Annotated in this window: 21 protein-coding genes; 7 read left to right on the forward strand and 14 right to left on the reverse strand. The window is 62.2% G+C overall.

Annotated elements, in window-relative coordinates; genetic code table 11:
• The first annotated feature begins 250 nt into the window (after nt 1-250).
• From R8871_RS33055 to R8871_RS33070, 4 genes are all read left to right on the forward strand, one after another.
• Nucleotides 251-1,423, forward strand: coding sequence for a UbiH/UbiF family hydroxylase (locus R8871_RS33055; RefSeq protein ID WP_175054156.1), 1,173 nt, complete (start codon nt 251-253; stop codon nt 1,421-1,423).
• Nucleotides 1,424-1,548: 125 nt separating this feature from the next.
• Nucleotides 1,549-2,274, forward strand: a complete 726-nt coding sequence (locus R8871_RS33060) for a DsbC family protein (RefSeq protein ID WP_175054157.1) — start codon at nt 1,549-1,551, stop codon at nt 2,272-2,274.
• 94 nt (nt 2,275-2,368) lie between these two features.
• Nucleotides 2,369-4,159, forward strand: a complete 1,791-nt coding sequence (locus R8871_RS33065) for a M61 family metallopeptidase (RefSeq protein WP_175054158.1) — start codon at nt 2,369-2,371, stop codon at nt 4,157-4,159.
• 154 nt (nt 4,160-4,313) lie between these two features.
• Complete coding sequence (locus tag R8871_RS33070) at nt 4,314-4,910, forward strand: FMN-dependent NADH-azoreductase (protein WP_175054159.1); 597 nt, start codon at nt 4,314-4,316, stop codon at nt 4,908-4,910.
• Between the two features lie 139 nt (nt 4,911-5,049).
• On the opposite strand, the gene R8871_RS33075 is transcribed toward R8871_RS33070, so the two are convergent.
• From R8871_RS33075 to rpe, 8 genes are all read right to left on the reverse strand, one after another.
• The gene (locus R8871_RS33075; RefSeq protein ID WP_175054160.1) at nt 5,050-5,889 is read right to left on the reverse strand and encodes a uracil-DNA glycosylase; all 840 of its coding nucleotides are present in this window, start codon (nt 5,887-5,889) and stop codon (nt 5,050-5,052) included.
• A gap of 33 nt (nt 5,890-5,922) precedes the next feature.
• Nucleotides 5,923-6,549, reverse strand: a complete 627-nt coding sequence (locus tag R8871_RS33080; RefSeq protein ID WP_175054161.1) for a CYTH domain-containing protein — start codon at nt 6,547-6,549, stop codon at nt 5,923-5,925.
• 39 nt (nt 6,550-6,588) lie between these two features.
• On the reverse strand, nt 6,589-7,374 hold the full coding sequence (trpC, locus tag R8871_RS33085) for an indole-3-glycerol phosphate synthase TrpC (protein ID WP_154566630.1): 786 nt from the start codon (nt 7,372-7,374) through the stop codon (nt 6,589-6,591).
• 18 nt (nt 7,375-7,392) lie between these two features.
• Entirely contained in the window at nt 7,393-8,424 is a 1,032-nt protein-coding gene (trpD, locus tag R8871_RS33090) for an anthranilate phosphoribosyltransferase (protein WP_175054162.1), read from the reverse strand.
• A 17-nt stretch (nt 8,425-8,441) separates the two neighbouring features.
• Nucleotides 8,442-9,029 (reverse strand): aminodeoxychorismate/anthranilate synthase component II, encoded by a 588-nt coding sequence (locus R8871_RS33095; protein WP_054036698.1) that lies wholly within the window; start codon nt 9,027-9,029, stop codon nt 8,442-8,444.
• A gap of 13 nt (nt 9,030-9,042) precedes the next feature.
• Nucleotides 9,043-10,536 carry an anthranilate synthase component I gene (gene trpE, locus R8871_RS33100; RefSeq protein ID WP_054036746.1) on the reverse strand — a complete coding sequence of 498 codons (1,494 nt, stop codon included), beginning with the start codon at nt 10,534-10,536 and terminating at the stop codon, nt 9,043-9,045.
• A 370-nt stretch (nt 10,537-10,906) separates the two neighbouring features.
• The gene (locus tag R8871_RS33105) at nt 10,907-11,623 is read right to left on the reverse strand and encodes a phosphoglycolate phosphatase (protein ID WP_175054163.1); all 717 of its coding nucleotides are present in this window, start codon (nt 11,621-11,623) and stop codon (nt 10,907-10,909) included.
• Nucleotides 11,624-11,648: 25 nt separating this feature from the next.
• Nucleotides 11,649-12,332, reverse strand: a complete 684-nt coding sequence (gene rpe / locus R8871_RS33110) for a ribulose-phosphate 3-epimerase (protein ID WP_028199698.1) — start codon at nt 12,330-12,332, stop codon at nt 11,649-11,651.
• Nucleotides 12,333-12,609: 277 nt separating this feature from the next.
• On the opposite strand from rpe, the gene apaG reads away from it, so the two are divergent.
• Nucleotides 12,610-12,984, forward strand: a complete 375-nt coding sequence (gene apaG, locus R8871_RS33115) for a Co2+/Mg2+ efflux protein ApaG (RefSeq protein WP_175054164.1) — start codon at nt 12,610-12,612, stop codon at nt 12,982-12,984.
• Nucleotides 12,985-13,030: 46 nt separating this feature from the next.
• On the opposite strand, the gene R8871_RS33120 is transcribed toward apaG, so the two are convergent.
• Nucleotides 13,031-13,192: a hypothetical protein gene (locus R8871_RS33120; protein WP_175054165.1), complete on the reverse strand. Its 162-nt coding sequence runs from the start codon at nt 13,190-13,192 to the stop codon at nt 13,031-13,033.
• A 28-nt stretch (nt 13,193-13,220) separates the two neighbouring features.
• Here R8871_RS33120 and mltA point away from each other — a divergent pair, with 28 nt between their 5' ends.
• Complete coding sequence (gene mltA / locus R8871_RS33125; RefSeq protein WP_246287919.1) at nt 13,221-14,345, forward strand: murein transglycosylase A; 1,125 nt, start codon at nt 13,221-13,223, stop codon at nt 14,343-14,345.
• A gap of 119 nt (nt 14,346-14,464) precedes the next feature.
• Here the strand turns inward: mltA and paaK are convergent, their stop codons facing one another.
• From paaK to paaN, 5 genes are all read right to left on the reverse strand, one after another.
• Nucleotides 14,465-15,769 (reverse strand): phenylacetate--CoA ligase PaaK, encoded by a 1,305-nt coding sequence (gene paaK / locus R8871_RS33130; protein ID WP_175054166.1) that lies wholly within the window; start codon nt 15,767-15,769, stop codon nt 14,465-14,467.
• A gap of 146 nt (nt 15,770-15,915) precedes the next feature.
• Nucleotides 15,916-16,377, reverse strand: coding sequence for a hydroxyphenylacetyl-CoA thioesterase PaaI (paaI, locus tag R8871_RS33135; protein WP_120289355.1), 462 nt, complete (start codon nt 16,375-16,377; stop codon nt 15,916-15,918).
• Nucleotide 16,378: 1 nt separating this feature from the next.
• Nucleotides 16,379-17,170 carry a 2-(1,2-epoxy-1,2-dihydrophenyl)acetyl-CoA isomerase PaaG gene (gene paaG / locus R8871_RS33140; protein ID WP_175054167.1) on the reverse strand — a complete coding sequence of 264 codons (792 nt, stop codon included), beginning with the start codon at nt 17,168-17,170 and terminating at the stop codon, nt 16,379-16,381.
• 59 nt (nt 17,171-17,229) lie between these two features.
• Entirely contained in the window at nt 17,230-18,432 is a 1,203-nt protein-coding gene (pcaF, locus tag R8871_RS33145) for a 3-oxoadipyl-CoA thiolase (protein WP_175054168.1), read from the reverse strand.
• Between the two features lie 126 nt (nt 18,433-18,558).
• Entirely contained in the window at nt 18,559-20,259 is a 1,701-nt protein-coding gene (gene paaN, locus R8871_RS33150) for a phenylacetic acid degradation protein PaaN (protein ID WP_175054169.1), read from the reverse strand.
• A gap of 133 nt (nt 20,260-20,392) precedes the next feature.
• Here paaN and R8871_RS33155 point away from each other — a divergent pair, with 133 nt between their 5' ends.
• Nucleotides 20,393-21,169 (forward strand): enoyl-CoA hydratase, encoded by a 777-nt coding sequence (locus R8871_RS33155; protein ID WP_175054170.1) that lies wholly within the window; start codon nt 20,393-20,395, stop codon nt 21,167-21,169.
• Nucleotides 21,170-21,298: the final 129 nt, after the last annotated feature.

Here is a 21,298-nt window from a genome sequence, read left to right on the forward strand (position 1 = left end):
GTGAATCAGTAAGTTGCGTGATGCGCTCGACGCTGTGTGCAGGATTCGGAAAGCCTTCGCGTTTGGCGGGGCGAAGCGAGTGCAGCGGAGCGGGACAAGACACCAGATCGGGGCGTTGCCTCGACGATTCTGGGCGAGTTTTGTCACGGAAAGCGCAATTGTAACCCGTTCGGATGGGGTTCTTGATCTGCCTGCGGTAAAGCGGGGCGCTCGATCCGTCCCCTGCAACCCCCACGGCTATAATGCGCGGATGAACGCACACCACCAGACCTTTGATGCCGCCGTGATCGGTGGCGGGCTCGTCGGCAAGACCGCGGCGCTGGCGCTGACGCAAGGCGGACTGCGCGTGGCGCTGCTCGCGCAACCCTGCGCGGCGCTGGCCGCCGGCGCCACCTTCGACTCGCGGGTCTACGCGCTGTCGTCAAGTTCACAGGCGCTGCTGGAGCGGTTGCGAGTCTGGCAGGCGCTCGATCTGTCAAAGCTTGGGCCCGTTTATGACATGCGCGTCTATGGTGACGCGCATGCCGAACTTCATTTCTCCGCGTTTCAGGCGTCCGTGCCGCAACTGGCTTGGATCGTCGAGTCGTCGGTGATCGAGCGCGCGCTGGATGCCGCGCTGCGTTTCCAGCCGAATCTCACCTGGATCGACACGCGCGCACAGGCGCTGGACTTTACCGCGGATGGCGCGAGCGTCGGTCTTGCCAATGGCAACGTGCTCGAGGCCGATCTGGTGGTCGGCGCGGACGGCGCGCATTCGTGGGTGCGCGCACAGATCGGCTCGAAGATGGACCGGCGCGACTATAAGCAAACCGGCGTGGTCGCGAATTTCAAGGCGGAAAAGCCGCATAGCGAAACTGCCTATCAATGGTTCAGGGACGGCGAAATCATCGCGCTGCTGCCGATGCCGGACGGTCACGTGTCGCTCGTCTGGTCGGCGCGCACCGAGCACGCCGAACAATTGCTCGCGCTCGATCCGGCGCAACTCGCGGCTGAAGTCGAACGCGTGACAGGCGAGCAGTTCGGCGCGCTGGAATGCGTGACGCCCGCGCAAGGCTTCCCGCTCGCGCTGCAAACCGTCGATAAGCTCGTGGCGCCGCATGTCGCGCTGGTTGGCGATGCCGCGCATCTGATTCACCCGTTGGCGGGCCAGGGCATGAACCTCGGTTTGCGCGATGTCGCGGCGCTCGCCGAAACGGTCGCCGGCAAGGAAGCGTTCCGCGATCTCGGCGACATGGTGCTGCTGCGCCGCTACGAGCGCGCGCGCCGTGAGGACATCCGCGCGCTGATGATCGCTACCGATGGCCTGCAAAAACTCTTCTCGGCGCCCGGTCCGTTTGCCAAGGTGCTGCGCAATACCGGCATGGCGTTTGTCGGCGCGCAGCCGTTCATCAAACGCTGGCTGGTGTCGGCCGCGCTCGGGTAATGCGTCCGAGCCGGCATACACGGCCGGCGAGACGGGTATCATGAACGGATGGACATCATTCTGGTCAGACCAGAAACGTCCCAAAAAACGCGCCTCACGGCGCGATTGAACTCCAGGAATTCAGCATGAAAAAATCCTTCCGCATCGCGGCCGCCGTGCTTGCGATCGCTGCCGTGGCAATCGGCTGCTCCGCACAGGCCGACCAGGCCACCGACAAGCTCAAAGCCACCCTGCAAACGCGTCTGACGGACGTGACGATCAAGAGCGTCACGAAGTCGCCGATCGCCGGCATCTACGAAGTGAATCTCGGCACGCAGATCATCTATAGCGATGCGAATGGCGATTACCTCATGCTCGGCGACCTGGTCGACGCGAAGACCCGCAAGAATCTGACGGAAGCGCGTCTGGCGGAAACCAACCGCATCGACTTCGCGAGCCTGCCGTTCGCGAATGCGGTGAAGGTCGTAAAGGGCAACGGCGCGCGCAAGATCGCCGTGTTCTCCGATCCGAACTGCCCGTATTGCAAGCAGCTCGAGACCTCGCTCAAGTCGATCGATAACGTCACGGTCTATACCTTCCTGTACCCCGTGCTGTCGCCGGATTCGACTGCCAAGTCGAAGTCGATCTGGTGCTCGGCCGACCGCGCGAAGGCGTGGGAATCGTGGATGCAGGATCATCAGGCGCCTACCGCCGCCGGCACCTGCGACACCGCCGCGATCGACAAGAACCTGGCGCTCGGCCACGCGATGAATGTCGACGGCACGCCGACCGTGTTCCTCGCCGACGGCCGCCGCTTGCCCGGCGCCGTGCCGGCTGACCGGCTGGACAAGGAAATGTCTGCCGTGCACTGAGCACGCGGCACCCGTCGAAGAAAGGAGGCGCGCAGTGCGCCTCCTTTCACATCAAGCCCGAACCTCCCCGCCAGAACACTTCTAGTCGCCGCCGATGAAGCCGATCCGCTACACCATCGTTCCGAAGCAACCCGCCGCCCACCTGTTCGAAGTCACCGTCACCGTCGCCGATCCCGATCCGGCCGGCCAGCGTTTCATGCTGCCGGTGTGGATTCCGGGCAGCTATATGGTGCGCGAGTTCGCGCGCAACATCGTCACGTTGCGCGCCACCAACGAAGCGGGGCGCAAGGTACGCATCGAAAAGACCGACAAGCACACGTGGCAGGCGGCGCCGGTCAAAGGCGCGTTGACGCTGCGCTACGAGGTGTATGCATGGGATCTGTCGGTGCGCGCCGCGCATCTTGACGACACGACGGGTTTTTTCAACGGCACGAGCGTATTTCTGTCGCCGCTCGGTCACGAGGAGGCGCAGTGCCTGGTCGATATCCAGAAACCGGACGGCGCGGCGTATCGTGATTGGCGCGTCGCGACTGCGTTGCCGGAAGCGCGCGGCACCAAGCGCTATGGCTTCGGCGAATATCGCGCGCAGAACTACGACGAGTTGATCGATCATCCGGTGACGTTGGGTGAATTCGCGCTTGCAAGCTTCAAGGCACACGGCGTGCCGCACGACATCGTGATCGCGGGTCGCGTGATCGGGCTCGATATGGCCCGTCTGTCCGCCGATCTGAAGCGTATCTGCGAAACGCAGATCGAGCTGTTCGAGCCGAAGTCGAAGAAAGCGCCGATGGATCGCTACGTGTTCATGACGCAGGCCGTCGCCGATGGCTATGGCGGACTTGAGCATCGCGCCTCGACGGCGTTGATCTGCAACCGCGGCGATCTGCCGGTGGAAGGCCGCGACGCGCCCACCGAGGGCTACCGAACCTACCTCGGCCTGTGCAGCCACGAATACTTCCACACCTGGAACGTGAAGCGCATCAAGCCGGCCGTGTTCGCGCCGTACGACCTGAGCGTCGAAAACTACACGTCGCTGCTGTGGCTGTTCGAAGGCTTCACCTCTTACTACGACGATCTGATCCTCGTGCGCAGCGGCCTGATTTCGCAAGACGACTATTTTGGCCTGCTCGGCAAGGTAGTCGGTGGCGTGCAGCGTGGCAGCGGTCGTCTGAAGCAGACGGTGGCTGAAAGTTCGTTCGACGCGTGGGTCAAATACTATCGGCAGGATGAAAACGCGCCGAACGCGATCGTCAGCTATTACACCAAGGGCTCGCTCGTCGCACTTGCATTCGATCTGACGATTCGTGCGCAGACTGACAACCGCAAATCGCTCGACGACGTGATGCGCCTGCTGTGGCAGCGCTTCGGGCGCGACTTTTATCGCGGCAAGCCCGTTGGCGTCGAAGAAAGCGAGATCGAAGCGATTTTTGCCGAAGCGACCGGCGTGCAGCTGGGCGAGTTGTTCGCCGAGGCCGTCCACGGCACGCGTGATCTGCCTCTCGACTCGTTGCTCGCACCTTTTGGCGTCACGCTTGCGCCCGAGCTCGAGAAGAACGGCAAACCGTCGCTCGGCGCGCGCGTGCGCGGCGGCGCGGATTGCACGCTGGCAGCCGTTCACGACGGCAGCGCGGCGCAAAAAGCCGGCCTCTCGGCGGGCGATGTACTGATCGCGCTCGACGGTCTGCGTGTAACCGGCTCGAATCTTGATTCGCTGCTGTCGCGCTATCTGCCGGGCGCGAAGGTCGAAGTCCACGCCTTCCGCCGTGACGAGCTGCGCACGGCGCAAGTCAAGCTGGACGGGCCTGACGTGGCACGCTACAAGCTAGCCGTCAGCGACAAACGGCCCGCCGCGCGCAAGGCGCGGGAGCGTTGGCTGGCAAGCTGATCGTAATCCGGGTTGCCCTTAATCGACGGCTCAGGGTGGGGGATTGTTCTACCAGTGCAACAATCCTTCGCTGCCGCACGGCTTTTTCCCGGGCCGGTAAAAAAACACAATGACTCCACTCGCGCAACATTGCGCGCCCCTACTGGAGTCAACCATGACCACGATCCTGCAAATTAACTCGGCAGCACGCTCGCAAGGCGCGAATTCAACCCTGCTCCTCAACGAGCTGACCGCAAAGCTGCAACAATCGAACCCGGGCGCGCAAGTCGTCGTCCGTAATCTGCAAGCTGAACCGCTGCCGCATCTGGACGACGCCGTGCTCGGCGCGTTCTTCACGCCGGCTGAGCAACGCACACCGGAACAAGTCGCGATCGCTGCACGCAGCGAAGCGCTGATCGCCGAACTGCAAGCCGCCGACATCGTCGTGATCGGCGCACCGATGTACAACTTCGGCATCTCGTCGCAACTGAAGACGTACTTCGACTTCATCGCACGCGCCGGCATCACGTTCCAGTACACGGCGAACGGTCCGGAAGGTCTCGTGAAGGGCAAGAAAGTCCACGTGGTTTCGGCACGCGGCGGCAAGTATGTCGGCACCCCGAACGACAGCCAGACCCCGTACCTGAAGGCCTTCCTCGGCTTCCTCGGCATGACCGATGTGAACTTCATCTACGCCGAAGGCCTGAATATGGGCCCGGACGCTGCGAGCGCAGCGTTGGCTGGCGCGCGTGAAGCGATCGCTGCTGCGTAAGGTTTGAGGTTTGTCCCGCGCGGCGTGATCGCGGCGCGGTGGAATGAAAAAACGCCATGGAGTGTGAATTCCGTGGCGTTTTTGTTTTTGCGGCGATGATCGTTGGTTGCCGGTGTCGGAGCGCTTCGCGTGGCGGGCGCTACGCCAGCATCTGTGCTTCGTCGGGCAAGCGCCAGTCGATGGGTTCGCGGCCGTGCTTCACGAGATAGTCGTTGGCCGACGCAAAGTGCCCGCAGCCGAGAAAGCCGCGATGCGCCGACAGCGGCGATGGATGCGGCGCCTCCAGCACGTAATGCGACTTGCCGCCGAGCAGCGCGCGTTTGGCTTGCGCATGCGCGCCCCACAGCATGAACACGAGACCGTCATGGCGCATGGCCAGTTCGTGGATCAGCGTATCGGTGCACTTTTCCCAGCCGCGCTTCGCGTGACTCGCGGCCGAATCGCGCTCGACAGTCAGCACCGTGTTCAGCAGCAGCACGCCCTGTTTGGCCCATGTGTCGAGGCAGCCATGACGCGGCGGTTCGTGGCCGAGGCTGGCAGCGATTTCCTTGAAGATATTGCGCAGCGACGGCGGCGTGCGTACGTTCGGCGCGACTGAAAACGCGAGTCCGTGCGCTTGCGGCGTGCCCCGGTCTTCGCCGTGGTATGGGTCCTGGCCGAGGATCACGACCTTGACTTCGTCTGGACTGGTGAGGCGCAGGGCCCGGAAGACGTCGGCGGGATACACGGTTTTGCCGGCCGCGCGTTCACCGTCGACGAACCGGCACAAGGGCGCGTAGGCGTCGCTTTCGATGAACGGTTTGAGGTGTGCGCGCCAGGCCGGGGGCAGGGCGGCGAATTGGGCTTCGAGCGTGGGCGGCGGCTGGTCGGCGGCGGGCGGCGTTTGCGGCTGTGCGCCGGTGTCGGCCGGCGTGGCGGAGGCGTCGCCGAACAACGAGGCTTGCGACGAATTCGAGCGGGTGCGGGAAGCTGAGGTCATGGCGGGGAAGTGTCGCAGCAAACGTGCTGTTGCTCAAGATGCCCGCAGCTGATACCCGCGTTGTGCCTTGCTAATGTTGTCCGGCGCAAGGCCGGCGACCTGTTTGCCGAGTTCGCTCGCGAGCGTGTTGAGTGCGGCTTCGTCGCCGGATTTCAGTTCTAGTTCGACTTCGGAGATCGGCGCGCGGCGGGTTTCACCGTTCACTTCCGCGAGCACGTCGCCCTGGTCGATGGCGGCTTCGACTTCCGAGTCGGCCAGCGAGACATTCCACAGCGTGCGGGTGAAATTCGTGCGGAACAGTTCGATCAACTCGGGCGCCGCCTGGCGCAAGGCCTCGGCGGCAGCGGGTTCGTCGCATGCGTGCAGCAAGGCGTCGATTTCGAGTTTCTCGCCCGCCACCGGCATTTCCCATTCGTGCCGGCTATGCAGCCCGTCCTTCGCGTTGCCCACGGTCTTGAACGTTTGCAGCCAGCCGTCTGGCGTATGCCGCAGACGCAGCGCGCTTTTCGACGTAGCCAGCGCAAGCTTGGGCGTGTCGAAGTAGATATTCGCCAGCTCGATCGGGCGACCCTCTACGCCGGTGCGCGCGACGAACCACTGCGTCGCCGCTTCCACCTGGCTCACCGGCAGTGCCAGCTTGATCTCACGTTCCATGCCCATCGTGTGCTCCGCTACGTCCGCTGAATGTTGAAACCGCGCTTAGAAAAACATACGCGCAAGTTCCACACCCGGCTCTTCCGCACGCATGAACGCCTCGCCGACGAGGAACGTATGCACGTCCATCGCCCGCAGACGCTCGACGTCCTGACGCGACAGAATGCCCGACTCCGTGACCACGATACGGTCGTCCGGAATCGATTCGAGCATGCCGATGGTCGTCTCGATCGATGTTTCGAAGGTGCGTAGATTGCGGTTGTTGATGCCGATCAGCGGCGTCTTCAACTTCAGCGATTCCATCAGCTCGTTGTGGTCATGCACTTCGACCAGCACCGCGAGGCCCAGCGAATGCGCGAGCGCTTCGAGGTCCTGCATCTGCGAGGTTTCGAGCGCGGCTGCGATCAACAGGATCGCGTCCGCACCCATCGCGCGGGCTTCGACGATCTGGTACGGATCCACGATGAAGTCCTTGCGCAGCACCGGCAGACTGCAGGCGGCGCGCGCCTCTTCGAGATACGCCACGCTGCCCTGGAAAAATTGCACGTCGGTGAGCACGGACAAACAGGCCGCGCCGTGCTTTTCGTACGAACGCGCGATCTCGGCAGGGACGAAGTTTTCGCGCAGCACACCTTTCGACGGGCTCGCTTTCTTCACTTCGGAAATCACCGCAGCCAAACCGGCCGCGTGTTTCGCGCGCAATGCACCGACGAAATCGCGAATATCGCGCGACGATGCTTCGAGTCGCAGCGCTTCGAGCGGCGCGCTCTGTTCAGCCGCGCGGACTTCTTCGCGTTTGACCGCGATGATGCGGTCGAGGATGTCGCTCATGAGTGTCTCGCTACGTAATTACTGCTTGAATTGCTGGGTGAAGCGGATCAGCTCGTCGACTTTCGCCCGTGCCTTGCCGCTCGCGATTGCTTCGCGCGCCAACTGGATGCCATCTGCGATCGATGCCGCCACGTTCGCCGAATAGAGCGCCGTGCCCGCGTTCAGCGTGACGATTTCACGCGCGACGCCCGGCTTGTTGTCGAGCGCTTCGAGCAGCATCAGTTTGGACTCGGCGGCGTCGGTCACTTTCAGTGTACGGTTCGACACCATCTGCATGCCGAAGTCTTCCGGATGGATTTCGTACTCGTGCACCTCGCCGTCGCGCAACTCGCCGACTTGCGTGGCCGCGCCGAGCGAGACTTCGTCCATGCCGTCCATACCGTACACCACCAGCACGTGTTTCGCGCCGAGGCGCTGCATCACGCGCACCTGAATGCCGACGAGGTCGGCGTGGAATACGCCCATCAGCTGATTAGGCGCGCCGGCCGGATTGGTCAGCGGGCCGAGAATGTTGAAGATGGTGCGCACGCCGAGTTCGCGGCGCACCGGCGCGATGTTCTTCATTGCCGGATGATGGTTCGGCGCGAACATGAAGCCCATGCCGGTTTCGGCAATCGATGCCGCCACCTGTTCCGGCTGCAGATCGATATTCACGCCGAGCGCTTCGAGCACGTCCGCGCTGCCCGACTTGCTCGACACGCCGCGACCGCCGTGCTTCGCGACCTTCGCACCTGCAGCCGCCGACACGAACATGGTTGCCGTGGAAATGTTGAACGTCTGCGAACCGTCGCCGCCGGTGCCGACGATATCGACGAAGTTCGAGTTGTCCTGCACCTCGACGTGCCGGGCAAATTCACGCATCACCGTGGCGGCAGCGGTGATTTCGCCGATGGTCTCTTTTTTGACGCGCAGGCCGGTGATGATCGCCGCCGACATCACGGGCGACAGTTCGCCGCGCATGATGAGCCGCATCAGGTGCAGCATTTCGTCGTGGAAAATCTCGCGGTGCTCGATCGTGCGTTGCAGCGCTTCCTGGGGCGTAATCGACATGATTTCGTCTCTCTTTATCAAGCGGTGCGGTGAGCGGTCTTCGACTGCTTCACGAAGTTTTCGAGCAGCGCGTGACCGTGTTCGGACAGGATCGATTCCGGATGAAACTGCACGCCTTCAACGGCCAGTTCCTTGTGACGCACGCCCATGATTTCGCCGTCTTCGGTCCACGCGGACACTTCGAGGCAATCCGGCAGCGATTCGCGTTCGATCGCGAGCGAGTGGTAGCGGGTCACGACGAAATGCTTCGGCAGGTCGGCGAATACGCCTTTGCAGTCGGTTTCGATCGTGCTCACCTTGCCGTGCATGATGGTTTGCGCGCGTACCACACGGCCGCCGAACGCTTCGCCGATCGCCTGATGGCCGAGGCATACGCCGAGAATCGGCGTCTTGCCGGCGAATTCGCGCAGCACGTCGAGCGTGATGCCGGCGTGTTGCGGATTGCTCGGGCCGGGCGAGAGGCAAATGCGCTCCGGGTTGAGCTTCGCAATCTCGTCCAGCGTGATTTCGTCGTTCCGATAGGTGCGCACGTCTTCGCCGAGTTCGCCGAAGTACTGCACCAGGTTGTAGGTGAACGAGTCGTAGTTGTCGATCATTAGCAGCATGGTGTGTCTCCGGTCAGAAGTCGCTATCGAGGCCGTCTTGAACCTGCTCGGCAGCGCGCAGCACGGCGCGCGCCTTGTTCTCGGTCTCTTGCCATTCGGATTCCGGCACCGAATCCGCGACTACACCCGCTGCCGCCTGCACATACAGATTGCCGTTTGCGATCACGCCGGTACGGATCGTGATCGCCAGATCCATTTCGCCGGTGAACGACAGATAGCCGACGGCGCCGCCGTAGAGGCCACGCTTGACCGGTTCCAGTTCGTCGATCAATTCCATCGCGCGGACCTTCGGCGCGCCGGACAGTGTGCCGGCCGGGAAGGTGGCGCGCAGCACGTCGAAATTGGTGGTGCCGGGTTTGAGCTTGCCTTCGACCGAACTCACGATGTGCTGCACGTGCGAGTACTTTTCGATCACCATCTGATCGGTAACGACCACCGAACCGATCTGCGAAATACGGCCCACGTCGTTACGCGCGAGGTCGATCAGCATCACGTGTTCGGCGATTTCCTTCGGATCGTTCAGCAGTTCGGTGGCGAGTTCGGCATCGCGTTCCGGCGTGTTGCCGCGCGGACGCGTGCCGGCAAGCGGCCGGATCGTCACGATGCGATCTTCGCCGCGCTTTTCCTGACGCACCAGAATTTCCGGCGACGCGCCGACCACGTGGAAGTCGCCGAAGTTGTAGAAATACATATACGGCGACGGATTCAGCGAGCGCAGCGCGCGATACAGCGACAGCGGATTGTCGCGGTACGGCTTGATCAGACGCTGGCCGACCTGCACTTGCATCAACTCGCCCGCGGCGATGTATTCCTTCGCCTGGCGCACGGCGGCGAGGTAATCGTCTTTGGCGAACTCGCGGTAAGTTTCGGTGCGCACGCTGGCCGACGTGACCGGCGGCTGCACGGTCGTGCGCAAACGCTGACGCAATTCACGCAGACGCTGCTTGGCTTTCGTGTACGCCTCGGGCTGCGTCGGATCCGAGTACACCACCAGATAAAGCTTGCCCGCGAGGTTGTCGATCACCGCGACTTCTTCGGTGAGCAGCAACTGAATGTCCGGCAGGTTCAGATCGTCTTTCGGCGCGGTGTGCGCGAGCTTTTTCTCGATGTAGCGCACGGCGTCGTAGCCGAAATAGCCGGCCAGGCCGCCCGCGAATCGCGGCAGACCGGGGCGTTGCGCCACTTTGAAGCGGCCCTGGAATTGCTGGATGAACTCAAGCGGATCGCCCTCGTGCGTTTCGACGACTTTGCCGTCCCGCACCACTTCCGACACGCCATTGCGGGTGCGCAGCAGCGTGCGCGCCGGCAAGCCAATGAACGAATAGCGGCCAAAACGCTCACCGCCCACCACCGATTCCAGCAGGAACGAGTTGGCGCCGTTGCGTTCGCTCTGCGCAAGCTTCAGGTACAGCGAGAGCGGCGTTTCGAGATCGGCGAGCGCTTCGGCGATCAGCGGAATGCGGTTGAAACCCTCGTTGGCGAGGGACTGGAATTCGAGTTCGGTCATGTTCCGATCCTGTACGTACGTCAGACGGCACTATGCGTCGGACAAAGCGGGGCGTTACGCAGTCGGTCAGGCGTTCGTTCGACGTTTCGACACGATGATACCGACCGGCGCGAGTTTCCCATCGACGCATGCAAGGGATTTCAGCGCACAGATGTACTTTGCGGGTACACGAACGCCAAATCAACCGATGCAGCGAAACAAGATGATGGAAAAAACGCGTGAGCGCAGCGAAGTAAAAAACGGTTGCCGAAGACGAGCTTCAGCGTACCTCAGGCGAGGTTAGCGCGACCAGCGACGCCAGGGCCAGGCTCCCCGGTCGATGCTAATCAGACTCCGTTTTTTATTCAGAAACATGAGGATGAGGGACTTTTCAGGTCGTGGAATGGTGCGCTGCGATAGCCTTGGCGGCATCTAGCAGCGAGGCAACTATACCATCGGATTTTATTTCTTGTATAGATCGGCCGTGGTTGTAGCCGTATGGCAGCGTGAGCGTTGCCATGCCCGCCGCGCGGCCTGCCAGCGCATCGTTTTCCGAGTCGCCGATGGCTACCGTGGCTTGCGGCGCGACGCCTAGCTGTTCGGCGGCGGTGAGCATGGGAAGCGGATCCGGCTTCTTTTTCGGCAAGCTGTCGCCGCCGAGCACGACGCTGAAGTACTGGCTGAGCCCGTATTGCTCCAGCAATTCGACCGCGAAACGGTGCGGCTTATTGGTGACGCAGGCGAGTTTGAGGCCGGCGTCGCGCATCGCGCTGAGACCGGCTTCGACTTCGGGGTACAGCCGCGTGTGCACGCCGTTGATCTTGGCGTACTCCTCCTGATAGATCGCGAGCGCTTCGTCGAAACGGTCCTGTGCGTGGTCCGTTTCGAAGCGCTCGGCCAGCACGCGGCGAATCAGATTCTCCGAGCCCTTGCCGATGTAGCCGACCACTTCTTCGCGCGAGGTTTCCGTCGCGTCGAGTTGCGCAAGCATGCCGTTCAGGCCCGCGGTGAAATCGTCTGCGGTATCGATCATCGTGCCGTCGAGGTCGATGATCGCGGCTTGCAGGCGCGGGCCGGTGAAGGTCGGTGCAGGGAACGGAGTCGTCATATTGCGTGCCGGGTGGGTGCGGGCTTCAGTGCTCGATGTTGGCGAGTGCGGCGCGCATCTTGTCGATCACTGCCTTGTGATCCGGCGCACCGAAGATCGCCGAGCCTGCCACGAATGTGTCCGCGCCAGCCGCCGCGATTTCGGCGATGTTGTCGACTTTCACGCCACCGTCCACTTCGAGATGAATCTCGCGGCCAGTCTTTTCCTTGTAAGCGTCGATCCGCTTGCGCGCTTCGCGCAGTTTAACGAGCGCCTCAGGAATGAACGATTGGCCGCCGAAGCCCGGATTCACCGACATGATCAGCACCAGGTCAACCTTGTCCATCACGTAGTCCAGATGGTTCAGCGAGGTGGCCGGGTTGAACACGAGGCCGGCCTTGCAGCCGTGGTCGCGAATCAGCGACAGCGTGCGGTCGATATGATCCGAGCCTTCCGGGTGGAAGCTGATCAGGTTCGCGCCGGCCTTGGCGAAGTCCGGCACAATGCGGTCGACCGGGCGCACCATCAGGTGCACGTCGATCGGCACGTCCACGTGCGGGCGGATCGCCTCGCAGACGAGCGGGCCGATTGTCAGGTTCGGCACGTAATGGTTGTCCATCACGTCGAAGTGAATCCAATCGGCGCCGGCGGCGACAACGTTGCGGACTTCTTCGCCGAGACGGGCGAAATCGGCGGACAGAATGCTGGGGGCGATGCGGAATTGCGTCATGGCGGGGGCGGATGCAAGCGGGAAAACGCCATTTTACCGTTTTGTGCGCTGCTGAACTGGTTCGCGAGCGGCTTGATTCTGGCCGCGGAAACGCACGGCAAAGGTGACAAAACGCCTTAGCGGCCCTTGGCCAGAGGGATTTGTCCGGTTGCGGGCGTGCCGCGCATCAAGCAGAATGCCAAACCATAAGCGCTGCTTCGCCAATGCGCCCGCAAACCATTGGCGTTCGGGGCTTCCCGCGATTTTTTACACCTCGTTTCACCAGACCGGAATCAGGATGAGCCAGTACGAATTCAGCGTCTCGGCGCAGGTGCAGTATCTGCCCGAAGAGTCGGACCCGGAGCGCCGCCAGTATGCGTTTGCGTACACGCTGACTATCCGTAACAGCGGCCAGGTGCCGGCACAGTTGATAGCGCGTCACTGGGTGATCACCGACAGCGAAAATAATGTGCAGGAAGTGAAAGGGCTGGGTGTGGTTGGGCATCAGCCGCTGCTCAAACCGGGCGAGCACTTCGAATATACGAGTTGGGCCGTGATAGCCACACCTGTCGGCACCATGCGCGGCGACTATTTCTGCGTGGCGGAGGACGGTGAGCGCTTTGACGCACCCGTGCCCGAGTTCATTCTGCGTATGCCGCGTACTTTGCATTGAACCGGAGGCGCGGCTCGCGGTCTTTAAAAAGCTTTATAGCGCAGCTTTACTGGGATTTCTGCTGCTTTTGCTGCTCACTGGTGGCGGCGCGTGCGGCCTTTTTCTTGCCGGACGACGTCCATACAACGATAAAGACGAGCAGGAAGAGCGCGAGGAGCGATTCCAGCGCGAAGATGAGCATCGGGTATTCGTCGAACAGATCAGACATGGCGGTTTCCATCAAGAACGAACATTGTATGCGTTTTGTCCGCACGGCCGGAGCATGGCTCGGCGCGCTTTCGGTGGCGGTAATGCTGGCTTCCTGCGGTGGCGGCGGTGCAGTCCGGCCTTCGGTTTCCCCGCCCACGGGAGCAGCGATCATACCCGGGCAGATCGCCGCGACGCGACTCACGGCGGTAGCGTGGCAGCAGGTGCCAGGCTGGCAGGACGATTCGCTGATCGGCGCAACGGCTGCGTTGCGGCAAAACTGCGTGAGACTTGCGCGTCAACCGAATTGGGCTCGCGCATGCGCGGCGGCCTCGCAGATCGACGATCTGGACGTCACCAGTGCGCGGGCGTTTTTCGAGGCGTATTTCACGCCGTTCCAGTTGGCCAACAATGACGGCACGCTCGATGGTCTCGTCACCGGTTACTACGAGCCGTTGCTGCGCGGTTCGCGCACGCGGCATGGCGTATATCAGACGGCGCTGTACCGCTGGCCATCCGGTTATCGCGCGGGTGCACCGCTGCCGGCGCGCGCGCAACTCGAGCGTGCGGGCGTGCTCAACGGCAATGAACTCGTGTGGGTCGACGATCCGATCGAAGCGTTCTTCCTGCAGGTGCAAGGCTCCGGGCGTGTCGTGATGGAAGACGGCAGCGTGATGAGGGTCGGATTTGGCGGCACGAACAATCAACCGTACAAGTCGATTGGCCGGTGGCTGCTCGACCGCGGTGAACTGACGCCGGCGCAGGCGACCATGCAAGGCATCAAGGCATGGGCGCGCGCGAACCCGACGCGGGTCGACGCGCTGCTCGATACCAATCCACGCTTCGTGTTCTTCCGCGAGATGCCGTCCGGCGAGAGTGCGCCGAGCGGCGGTGCGGATGGCCCGATCGGTGCATTGGGCGTGCCGTTGACGCCGGAACGATCGATCGCGGTGGATCCGACTTCGATTCCGCTAGGCACACCGGTGTTCTTGCAGACGACGCGACCGTTGACGAACTCACCGATGAATCGCCTCGTCTTTGCGCAGGACACGGGGTCAGCGATCAAAGGCGGCGTGCGCGCGGACTACTTCTGGGGTCTCGGCGACGATGCCGGCGACCTGGCCGGCAAGATGAAACAGGGCGGACGGATGTGGTTGTTGCTGCCGAACTCGTGAGGGGTTTGGCGGTAAGCGGCGACGGGGTCTTCCTGATCGCTGGTTTCTGGCTTCTGGTTTGATAACGGCGCTGACACCGATCAGCTCCGTTATCAAGCATCAACCTTTGGTGCTTTCGCTTAAAGCCCCGACTTCCGTTTGTCCACCACGCGCCGTGCCTTGCCCACCGAACGCTCGATGCCGTTCACACCCAGCACGTTCACGATCGCGCTGACGCCGATCAGCGCCTTGATGTCGTAGGTCAACGCCTGTTTTGCCGTGGTCAACGCGGTAGTATCCGGCGCTGATTCCGGGCAGGGCTCGACGTTCAACGTCAATACGTCGAGCGGCCCTTCCTTCGTCAGCACGATTTGATAGTGCGGCGCGAGAGCGTGTTGCTTGAGTAGCAATTCTTCGATTTGCGTCGGGAACACGTTGACGCCGCGCACGATCATCATGTCGTCCGAGCGGCCCGTGATCTTTTCCATCCGGCGCATGGTACGTGCGCTGCCCGGCAAGAGGCGGGTCAGATCGCGCGTTCGGTATCGGATGATCGGCAGCGCTTCCTTGGTCAACGACGTGAATACCAGTTCGCCGAGCTCGCCGTCGGGCAGCACTTCGCCGGTTTCAGGATCGATGATCTCGGGGTAGAAATGGTCTTCCCAAATGGTCGGGCCGTCTTTGGTCTCGACGCATTCCGACGCGACGCCAGGGCCCATCACTTCAGACAAACCGTAGATATCCACAGCATCGATGCCCATGCGCTTTTCGATCGCCTGGCGCATGTCGTTGGTCCACGGTTCCGCGCCGAAGATGCCGAGACGTAGCGAACAATTCGCCGGATCGATGCCTTGCCGTTCGAGCTCGTCGGCGATCGACAACATATAGCTCGGCGTCACCATGATGATGTCAGGCCGGAAGTCCTGAATCAGTTGCACCTGCTTTTCAGTCTGGCCGCCGCCGAACGGAATCACCGTCAGCCCCGCGCGTTCGGCGCCATAGTGTGCGCCCAGGCCGCCTGTGAACAGGCCGTAGCCGTAGCTCACGTGAACCTTGTCGCCGCGCTTCGCACCCGCGGCGCGGATCGAACGTGCGACGAGATTCGCCCATGTATCGATATCGCGGGCCGTGTAGCCAACGACTGTCGGCTTGCCCGTCGTTCCTGACGACGCGTGGATCCGCGAGATCTGTTCCTGCGGCACCGCGAACATGCCGAACGGGTAGCTGTCGCGCAGATCCTTCTTGGTGGTGAAGGGGAAGCGCGCCAGGTCCGAAAGAGTTTTTACTTCGCTCGGGTGAACGCCGGCTTCGTCGAATTTTTGCCGGTACACCGGCGAATTTTCATAAGCGTGGTTCAGCGACCATTTGAGCCGCTCGAGTTGGAGCGCGGCAAGTTCGTCGCGGCTGGCTGTCTCGATGGGATCGAGCGGGAGGGCGGTGGTCATCGAATGTCTCCTTGCTGCCTCAATGCTTGGGTCTGGGGTGCGGTGCGCTTGCGCGCAAAAACCGGGGACTCACTTCTATCTGCTATCTATATAGGTGCCGGCAATAGGTCGCGAACGTGTCGCGGCCCTGCCGTTCAATCTGCTCTTCAATCGCCGGCAGGAATCAGGTTGCCTTTGATCTGTGCCGATTTGCCGCGAAACATCGCCACGGTCTCCTCTGCGCGATTTGTGACGCGAATATCGTAAATGCCGGTGCGGCCGCTCAGCGTTTGCTCGACTGCTTCGGCAGTCAACACGTCGCCACCTTTTACCGGCCGCAGGAACTCGATCGAGCAGCCCGCTGCGACGGTGTTGATGTTGTACGTGTTGCACGCGAAAGCGAACGTCGAATCAGCGAGCGTGAAAATCAGACCGCCGTGGCAAATCTGATGGCCGTTGAGGAAGTCGTCGCGCACGGCCATGCGCAGGCGCGCGTATCCTGGGCGCACTTCTACGATTTCGAGACCGAGCGCACGGCTGCACGCATCGTTTTCGTACATGGCGGCCGCGGTTGCGCGAGCGAGTTCGTCAGGCGTCATTTGGGCGGGGTGGTTCGGTTGTGCGGACATATCAGCGACCCTCGAAGCGCGGCGCGCGTTTTTCCACAAACGCCTGCACACCTTCCGCGTAATCGTGCGAAGCACCGAGTTGGCGTTGCAGATCGCGCTCGAGATCGAGCTGCTGATCCAGCGTTTGCGTCGCGCCGGCGCGCATTGCCTGCTTGATCGCAGCGATAGCACGCGTGGGCTGCTGCGCCAGTTGGGCTGCGAGCTTGCTTGCTGTTGCGGCTAACTCGGTGTCGTCAACCGCTTGCCAGATCAGCCCCCAGTTTTCGGCTTTCTCCGCGCTCAGTTTGTCGCCTGTGATGGCGAGACCCAAGGCGCGGGCCATGCCGACGCGTTGCGGCAGGAACCACGTGCCGCCCGAGTCCGGCACGAGACCGATCTTCACGAACGCCTGAATAAAGTTTGCCGAACGAGCGGCAAGCACGAGATCGCAAGCCAGTGCGAGATTGGCGCCGGCACCGGCGGCCGTGCCGTTGACCGCGGCGATCACGGGCAATGGCAGTGCTTGCAGGCGGCGAATCAACGGATTGAAATGCGCGTCGATCAGTTCGCCGAGATCGGTCATTGCGCCTGGTGTGAAGTCGAGATCAGCGAGATCCTGTCCTGCGCAGAAGCCTCGGCCCGCGCCGGTCAGAACGAGCGCGCGCGCGCCGGACGCTTCGACCTGGCCGAGAGCGTCGTTCAATTCCTGGTGCATCGCGCGGGTAAAGCTGTTGAGCTTATCCGGGCGGTTCAGCGTGATAGTCGCTACGCGGCTCGATGTATCGATGTCGAGGCGAATCGCTTCATATGACATTGGGTGTCTCCTCAAAGTCTCTTTGATCGGCAGTGCAATGGGCGAAGCGGCGTTTAGTGTCAGAGCCGCTCGATTACCAATGCAATGCCTTGGCCTACGCCGATACACATCGTGCAGAGCGCGAAACGGCCATTGATTCGTTCCAACTGATAAAGCGCAGTAGTGATCAAACGCGCGCCGGAAGCGCCGAGCGGGTGGCCGAGCGCAATCGCTCCGCCGTTCGGATTGACACGCGGGTCGTCGTCGCGCAGGCCGAGCGTACGCAAGACAGCCAGGCCCTGTGACGCGAAGGCTTCGTTCAACTCGATCACGTCGAATTGCTCGAGTGTCATGTTCAGTTGCTTCAACAGTTTTTGCGTGGCCGGCGCCGGGCCGATACCCATGATGCGCGGCTCCACGCCTGCCGTTGCCATGCCCACCACGCGTGCGCGGCGACGCAATCCGTATTGATCGGCAGCTTCCTGATTCGCGAGCAACAGCGCACACGCGCCGTCGTTCACACCCGATGCATTGCCTGCGGTTACGCTGCCGTCGGGACGGACCACGCCCTTGAGCTTGCCCAGGCTTTCGAGCGACGTTTCGCGCGGATGCTCGTCGAGCGTCACGCGTACGGGGTCGCCTTTCTTCTGCGCGATTTCAACGCCGACGATTTCCTGAGCGAGCGTGCCGTCGCGCTGCGCGCGAGCCGCTTTTTGCTGGCTCGCCAGAGCAAAGGCGTCCTGATCCGCACGGCTTACGCCGAACTCGACGGCCACGTTTTCCGCGGTCTCCGGCATCGAATCGACGCCGTATTGACGCTTCATCAACGGATTGATGAAACGCCAGCCGATGGTCGTGTCGTAAATATCGGCCTGCCGTGAAAATGCACTGGTGGCCTTGCCCATCACGAACGGCGCACGTGTCATGCTTTCGACGCCGCCTGCAATCATCAATCGCGCCTCGCCGGCCTTGATGGCGCGCGCTGCGGTGCCGACCGCGTCCATACCCGAGCCGCACAGACGATTGATGGTTGTGCCCGACGCAGCCGTGGGCAAGCCGGCCAACAAAGCCGCCATGCGAGCCACGTTACGGTTGTCGTCACCGGCCTGATTCGCACAGCCATAGATCACGTCGTCGAGTGCCTGCCAGTCGACACTGGAATTGCGCTCGATCAACGCCCTGATCGGCACCGCGCCGAGGTCGTCGGCTCGGACATCCTTCAGGGCGCCGCCGTAGCGGCCGATTGGAGTGCGAATTGCGTCGCAGATGAAGGCGTCGTTCATGTGGGTTCCTACTGGGACGGATCGGCGGGACTTGCCAATCCGATGTCTCATGTTAGTTGGGGTGCACGGCTCGGTCCATTCGGCCAAACGGCATAGGGCGAAAGCCGTGCTTTTGTCTTATGCCATTCAGCCAGCTACCGCCGGTGCCGCTTTGGGTTCAACATGAACGCGACTTTGAACGACGCGGAAGCGGTTCGCGACAAAGGCTGCGTCGGCCAGCGCGGCATTTGCCGCCGGGTTTGCGCCTGTGCCGTGGAAGTCGGAGAAGGCCGCCGATTGATTGACGAATACGCCGCCCGTCAAATTGATCGAGAGTGCTACGCCGCCGCGGATCGATGCTTCGTGCGCTTCGTCGAGCACGGCTTCGTCTGTGCTGTAGACCGACAGCGTCAGTGCCCCATGCTCGGCAGCGATTGCGCCAGCAAGGTCGAGCGACTGCGCGGTCGACTCCGTCGCGATCACGAAGGAGATCGGGCCGAACCATTCTTTGGTGAACTGTGCGTGGTCGGTGGCAGCGTCCAGTTGGAGCACGAGCGGTGTGCGCACGCGGGCACCGGTAAAAGCTGGATGTTCCAGCGATTGGCTTTCTACTAGAACGCGGCCGAGCTTGCTGGCCTCCTCGATGCGCTGGGTGACGCCTTCGTTCTGGATCGCGCCAAGCAATTCAACGGCTCGAGCCGGGTCGGCGACCAGTTTTTGCACAGCGCCGGCGATAGCCTGAGCGACTTCGTCGAAGCCGAGCGTGCCCTCAGCGGTGCGGATGCCGTTGCGCGGCACATAGATGTTTTGCGGCGCGGTGCACATTTGTCCTGAGTACAGCGCGAGCGAGAAAGCGATATTGCGCGCGGCGGCCTTGATGTCGTCGACCGAGTCGATCACGATCTGGTTGACGCCGGCTTTTTCGGTGTAGACCTGAGCCTGGTGTGCATTGCGCTCGAGCCAGGTGCCGTTTTGAGTGCTGCCCGTGAAATCGATCAATTTGATTTCGGGGCGCAGAGCGAGGTCCTGAACCAGCGCGCCATCGTTCGGTTCGGTGGCCAGCAGCGTAACAACGTTCGGGTCGAATCCGGCTTCGCGCAAGACATCGCGCGCGATGCGCACGGTCAGCGCGAGCGGCAGAATCGCGCCAGGGTGCGGTTTGACGATGACCGTGTTGCCGGTGGCCAGATCAGCGAAGAGGCCCGGATAACCGTTCCATGTCGGGAAGGTGCAGCAGCCGAGCACGAGGCCGGTGCCGCGCGGCACGACGGTGTAGCGCTTGTGCATCGCAAGCGGCGGATTTTTGCCTTGTGGCTTTTCCCAGTGAGCGTCGGCGGGAATACGGCGCAGTTGGTCCCACGCGTACACGACCGCTTCGAGCGCACGGTCTTGCGCATGCGGGCCGCCAGCCTGGAAGGCCATCATGAATGCCTGGCCGGTCGTGTGCATCACGCTGTAGCCGATTTCGAAGCTGGCGCGATTCACTCGTGCGAGGATTTCGAGGCACACACCGATCCATGCCTGCGGGCCGGCCGCGCGCCAATCGCGCTGTGCCGCGGCGGCTGCGGAGATCAACGCATCAGGATCGGCCTTCGGGTAGCGCACGCCGAGCGGGAAGCCGAACGGCGAGACTTCAGCGCCGACGGTTTCTCCAGTCGACGGCTGGTCCAGTTCGAACGTTTTGTTCAGAAGCGCTTTGAATGCGGCTTCGCCGTCTGCGCTAGCTGTTTCCCCGTACACTTTCGGACTGGGCATCTCGACGAACGGACTCCAGTAGCCGCGCGTTTCGACCGCGGTGAGTGCCTTTTGCAGCGTGTCTTCGTGCTTGGTGAATAGCGGATGTGTCATGGCAGAGGGGCTTGGCTGTACGTTGGGAAAAGCCTGTCGAATAATTGACCGACCGGTTGGTTGGCTAATGGTAGCATTACTGAGACGGCTGCGCGAAGCGTTTTTTGCGCGCCATTAACCATAAGGAGGCGGCATGGCTTACGAGAACATTCTGGTTGAGACGCGTGGACGGGTGGGTTTGATCACGTTAAATCGCCCGAAGGCGTTGAACGCACTGAACGACGCGTTGATGGACGAATTGGGCGCGGCGCTACGGGAGTTCGATGCCGACGACGCGATTGGTGCGATCGTGGTAACGGGCAGCGAGAAAGCGTTTGCCGCCGGAGCCGACATCGGGATGATGGCGACCTATACCTATATGGACGTCTACAAAGGCGACTACATCACCCGCAACTGGGAAACCGTTCGCTCCATCCGCAAGCCGATTATTGCCGCAGTGGCGGGCTTCGCGCTTGGCGGCGGTTGCGAACTGGCGATGATGTGCGACATCATTCTCGCCGCCGATACTGCGAAGTTCGGCCAGCCGGAAATCAAGCTGGGCATCATGCCGGGTGCTGGCGGCACACAACGGCTCCCGCGCGCAGTCTCCAAGGCGAAAGCGATGGATCTCTGTCTGACCGCCCGTTTCATGGACGCGGCCGAGGCCGAGCGTGCCGGATTGGTCTCGCGGGTGATTCCCGCGGCCTCGCTGCTTGACGAGGCGGTGGCTGCGGCCGCGACCATCGCTGAATTCCCGTTGCCGGCGGTGATGATGATCAAGGAATCGGTCAACCGCGCATACGAAACGACGCTCGCAGAGGGCGTGCATTTCGAGCGCCGCCTCTTCCATTCGCTCTTCGCCACGGAAGATCAGAAGGAAGGGATGGCCGCGTTCGTTGAGAAGCGCAAACCGGTTTTCAAGCATCGTTAATACGCTTGTCAAAATAACGCTTGCAAGGGGCGGTCGGGCTCGCTAGAATCTCGCTCTTTCGTGCTCCGGACACCGGGGCGCGGGAGGCGGGAGAGCCAGCAGTGGCAAGGCTTTGCGCGATGTGGGCGG

Origin of the sequence: Paraburkholderia sediminicola (assembly GCF_902859805.1) — a bacterium.
GTDB lineage: Bacteria > Pseudomonadota > Gammaproteobacteria > Burkholderiales > Burkholderiaceae > Paraburkholderia > Paraburkholderia sediminicola.